Source organism: Enterobacter sp. SECR19-1250 (genome assembly GCF_013391025.1).
In the GTDB taxonomy this organism is placed as follows: domain Bacteria; phylum Pseudomonadota; class Gammaproteobacteria; order Enterobacterales; family Enterobacteriaceae; genus Enterobacter; species Enterobacter cloacae.
Window position 1 is genome coordinate 1 of sequence record NZ_JACASJ010000185.1, and the last position, 4,912, is coordinate 4,912.

Sequence of the window (4,912 nt, forward strand, 5' to 3'; positions counted from 1 at the left end):
GCTCCGGATGAATATGATGATCTCATATCAGGAACTTGTTCGCACCTTCCCTAAACAAAAAAGGGATTATCAGTAAAGCAGTTAACCGCGGCATCATTACTGCCACAACGCCGGGGGAGAAAGATCGAACCAGCATGGGCACCATTCTGTATACCCTCAATACAACAGGGGCTCTTACCCGTTCAGAAAACAAAAGTAACCTGGCGATTGAGAATTACCGCACGGAGTACGAGTACGACACGCATCATCGCCTGACAAAAAGGTACACACCTAACGTCGTGGATGAGTATGTTTACGATGATGCAGGTCGCCAGCTGACCTGGACGAACACCGAGACCTATTACACTATCGAAAAAACGGTGAATACCTGTAAGGAATGGGACACTAACGGGGAATGTATCCAGGCGGATATCGACATCACTATCTCCTCACCAGATAACGACAAAGGCAAGGCTTTTGAGTACAAACATAAAGCAGCCATGACAGCGACTTATGAATACTGGAACTGAATTATTTAAGATTTAGAAGGGTTTTTCGCCAAAAGTTTGATCTACTCATTGATGGTGAGAATACCGAGGACACAAATGCGAAAATCGCAAAATCCGGCCTTTGCTAAAATAAGGGAATAATATTCAGGGTCTGACCAAGTTTACGGACCTCTCTTTTTTTGCGCAATGTAAGGGTGTCGTCCTATGCAAACTATTGACGGTAATGGTGCAGTCGCGTCAGTCGCGTTTCGCACCAGCGAAGTTATCGCCATCTACCCGATTACGCCAAGCTCTACAATGGCCGAACAGGCAGATGCCTGGGCAGGAAACGGGTTAAAAAATGTCTGGGGCGATGTCCCGAGAGTCGTCGAAATGCAGTCCGAAGCGGGTGCGATTGCCGCGGTGCATGGTGCGCTGCAGACGGGGGCGCTCTCCACATCGTTCACCTCCTCGCAGGGATTGCTGCTGATGATCCCGACGCTGTACAAACTGGCCGGTCAACTTACCCCGTTTGTCCTGCACGTCGCGGCACGAACCGTTGCTACCCACGCGCTCTCCATTTTTGGCGATCACTCCGACGTGATGGCCGTGCGTCAGACCGGCTGCGCCATGCTGTGCGCCAGCAGCGTCCAGGAGGCCCAGGATTTCGCGTTAATTTCCCATATCGCGACGCTGAAAAGCCGCGTGCCGTTTATTCACTTCTTTGATGGTTTCCGCACCTCCCACGAAATCAACAAAATCGTGCCGCTGGCAGACGACACCCTTCTCTCGCTTCTGCCGCAGGCGGACATTGATGCCCATCGCGCCCGCGCACTCAACCCGGAACATCCGGTGATCCGCGGGACATCGGCCAACCCGGATACTTACTTCCAGTCCCGCGAGGCGACGAACCCGTGGTACAACGCGGTGTACAACCATGTGGAACAGGCGATGAACGATTTCGCTGCCGCCACCGGACGGGAATATAAACCGTTTGAATATTATGGCCATCCACAGGCGGAACGCGTGATTGTGCTGATGGGTTCAGCCATTGGCACCTGTGAAGAAGTCGTGGATGAACTGCTGACGCGCGGCGAGAAAGTTGGGGTGTTGAAAGTTCGCCTCTTCCGCCCGTTCTCAGCGAAACATCTGCTCTCTGCGCTGCCGGAGAGCGCACGAAGCGTGGCCGTGCTCGATCGTACCAAAGAGCCTGGAGCACACGCAGAACCGCTGTATCTGGACGTCATGACCGCACTGGCGGAAGCCTTCAGTAACGGCGAGCGCGAAACGCTGCCGCGTGTCATTGGCGGGCGTTATGGTTTGTCGTCCAAAGAGTTCGGTCCGGATTGCGTGCTGGCGGTGTTTAATGAGCTGAGTGAAACGAAGCCGAAGCCTCGCTTTACGGTCGGTATTTATGACGATGTCACTCATCTCTCACTGGCCTTGCCGGAAAACACCCTGCCCTCCGGCGCGAAACTTGAGGCACTGTTCTACGGTCTGGGCAGCGACGGCAGCGTTTCGGCAACCAAGAACAACATCAAGATCATCGGTAATTCCACACCGTGGTATGCACAGGGTTACTTCGTCTATGACTCCAAGAAAGCCGGCGGGCTGACCGTATCCCATCTGCGCGTCAGCGAACACCCTATCCGCTCGGCGTATCTCATTTCGCAGGCTGATTTTGTCGGCTGTCACCAGCTGCAGTTTATCGATAAATACCAGATGGCCGAACGTCTCAAACCTGGCGGTATTTTCCTGCTCAACACGCCGTACAGTGCGGATGAGGTCTGGGCGCGCCTGCCGCAGGAAGTGCAGGCGGTGCTTAATCAGAAAAAAGCGCGGCTTTTTGTCATTAACGCGGCGAAGATTGCCCGCGAATGTGGTCTTGCCGCGCGCATCAACACCGTCATGCAGATGGCGTTCTTCCACCTGACAAACATTCTGCCGGGCGACAGCGCCTTAATGGAACTGCAGGGCGCGATCGCCAAAAGTTACAGCAGTAAAGGCCAAGAATTGGTTGAACGCAACTGGCAGGCACTGGCGCTGGCGCGCGAGTCGCTATCTGAAGTACCGCTCCAGCCGGTGAATGCCAGCAGCCCGAACCGTCCTCCGGTGGTTTCTGATGCGGCTCCAGATTTTGTTAAAACCGTAACGGCGGCCATGCTGGCGGGGCAGGGCGATGCCCTTCCCGTCTCCGCCCTGCCGCCGGATGGCACCTGGCCGATGGGCACCACCCGCTGGGAAAAACGCAACATCGCCGAAGAGATCCCAATCTGGAAGGAAGAGCTGTGTACCCAGTGCAATCACTGTGTGGCAGCGTGCCCGCACTCTGCCATCCGGGCCAAAGTCGTTTCTCCGGACGCGATGGAATCGGCCCCATCCAGCCTGCATTCGCTGGATGTGAAATCCCGCGATATGCGCGGACAGAAATACGTTCTGCAGGTTGCACCCGAAGATTGCACCGGCTGTAACCTCTGCGTCGAGGTCTGCCCGGCCAAAGACCGACAGAACCCGGATATCAAAGCCATCAATATGATGTCGCGGCTGGAACACGTGGAAGAAGAGAAAGTGAATTATGACTTCTTCCTGAACCTGCCGGAAATCGATCGGAGCAAGCTGGAACGTATTGATATCCGTACCTCACAGCTGATCACGCCGCTGTTCGAATACTCTGGTGCCTGCTCCGGCTGCGGGGAAACACCGTACATCAAACTGCTGACGCAACTGTACGGTGACCGGATGCTGATCGCCAACGCGACCGGCTGTTCGTCTATCTATGGCGGTAACCTGCCGTCCACCCCATACACCACCGACGCCAACGGCCGCGGCCCGGCATGGGCGAATTCGCTGTTTGAGGATAACGCCGAATTTGGTCTTGGCTTCCGCTTAACGGTGGATCAGCACCGCGCACGCGTGATGCGCCTGCTGGCTCAGTTTGCCGATAACATCCCTGCCGACCTGCACGCTGCGCTGCACGCTGAAGCCACGCCTGAGGTTCGTCGTGAACAGGTTACGGCGCTTCGTAATGCCCTTCAGGGCGTTGACGGTTCAGAACAACTGGTGACCGACGCTGACGCCCTGGTTGAAAAATCGATCTGGCTGATTGGCGGCGATGGCTGGGCATATGATATTGGCTTTGGCGGGCTGGATCATGTGTTGAGCCTGACCGAGAACGTGAACATCCTGGTGCTGGATACCCAGTGTTATTCCAATACCGGCGGACAGGCGTCAAAAGCCACGCCGTTAGGAGCGGTAACAAAATTTGGCGAACACGGGAAACGCAAGGCGCGTAAAGATCTCGGCGTCAGCATGATGATGTATGGCCACGTGTACGTTGCGCAAATCTCGCTCGGCGCGCAGCTTAACCAGACGGTGAAAGCGATACAGGAGGCGGAAGCGTATCCGGGCCCATCGCTTATCATCGCCTACAGCCCTTGCGAAGAGCATGGTTACGATCTGGCGCTCAGCCACGACCAGATGCGTCAGTTGACCGCCACGGGCTTCTGGCCGCTGTACCGCTTTGATCCTCGCCGGGCAGAGGAAGGCAAGCTGCCACTGGCGCTCGATTCACGTCCTCCGTCAGATGCCCTGGCTGAGACACTGCTGCAGGAGCAACGCTTCCGTCGCCTCAATGCGCAACAGCCAGAAGTGGCTGAGCAGTTGTGGAAAGATGCCGCCGCCGATCTGCAAAAACGGTACGACTTCCTGGCGCAAATGGCCGGGAAAGCGGAAAAATCCACCAGCAAATAATCCCCATGCCCGGCTTGTCCGGGCATTTTTATGCCATAAAAAAAGCCCGGTGTATTCACACCGGGCCAGACCAAATAATCCCTGAGCATCACGTTAAATGAATAAATGACATTCATGAGAATTATGGATAATAATCTTAAAGGCATATAACGGGGCAGACATTACCTGATTTACCGCATGATTAATAATTTTAATTTATTATGTTTTTCACTAAAACATTCATCAAACATATTAACATTTCCGCAGAAGAATTCCCTTTAGATTTTACTCACTTCGTAACAATTATAATTTATTACTCTTTCAGCGGAGTGATTTAGCATGTGACAACTCTCCGCAAAGGAAAGTTCAGCAGGTAATTAAATAAAAACAACCGCAAAGGAATACCATAATGCAAAGAAAAGTACTGGCCCTGATGATTCCGGCTCTGTTAATGGCTGGCGCTGCGCATGCAGCAGAGATTTATAATAAGGATGGCAATAAATTAGATCTGTACGGAAAAGTAGATGGTTTGCACTACTTCTCTGATGACACGTCTAAAGACGGCGATCAGACCTATATGCGTTTGGGTTTCAAGGGCGAAACCCAGATCAACGACATGATGACCGGCTACGCACAGTGGGAATACAACATTCAGGCAAATAACGACTTTGTTGAATAAATCGAACTTTTGCTGAGTTGAAGGATCAGATCACGCA

2 protein-coding genes and 1 pseudogene are annotated in these 4,912 nt (G+C 53.5%); all 3 read left to right on the plus strand.

The window, feature by feature from the left end; genetic code table 11:
* The first annotated feature begins 35 nt into the window (after positions 1–35).
* Positions 36–509, plus strand: a complete 474-nt coding sequence (locus tag HX884_RS25260; protein ID WP_249166290.1) for a hypothetical protein — start codon at positions 36–38, stop codon at positions 507–509.
* A gap of 183 nt (positions 510–692) precedes the next feature.
* Entirely contained in the window at positions 693–4,217 is a 3,525-nt protein-coding gene (gene nifJ / locus HX884_RS25265; protein WP_178328964.1) for a pyruvate:ferredoxin (flavodoxin) oxidoreductase, read from the plus strand.
* Between the two features lie 388 nt (positions 4,218–4,605).
* Positions 4,606–4,857, plus strand: a pseudogene (locus tag HX884_RS25270) (porin); the annotation flags it as partial.
* Positions 4,858–4,912 lie beyond the last annotated feature (55 nt).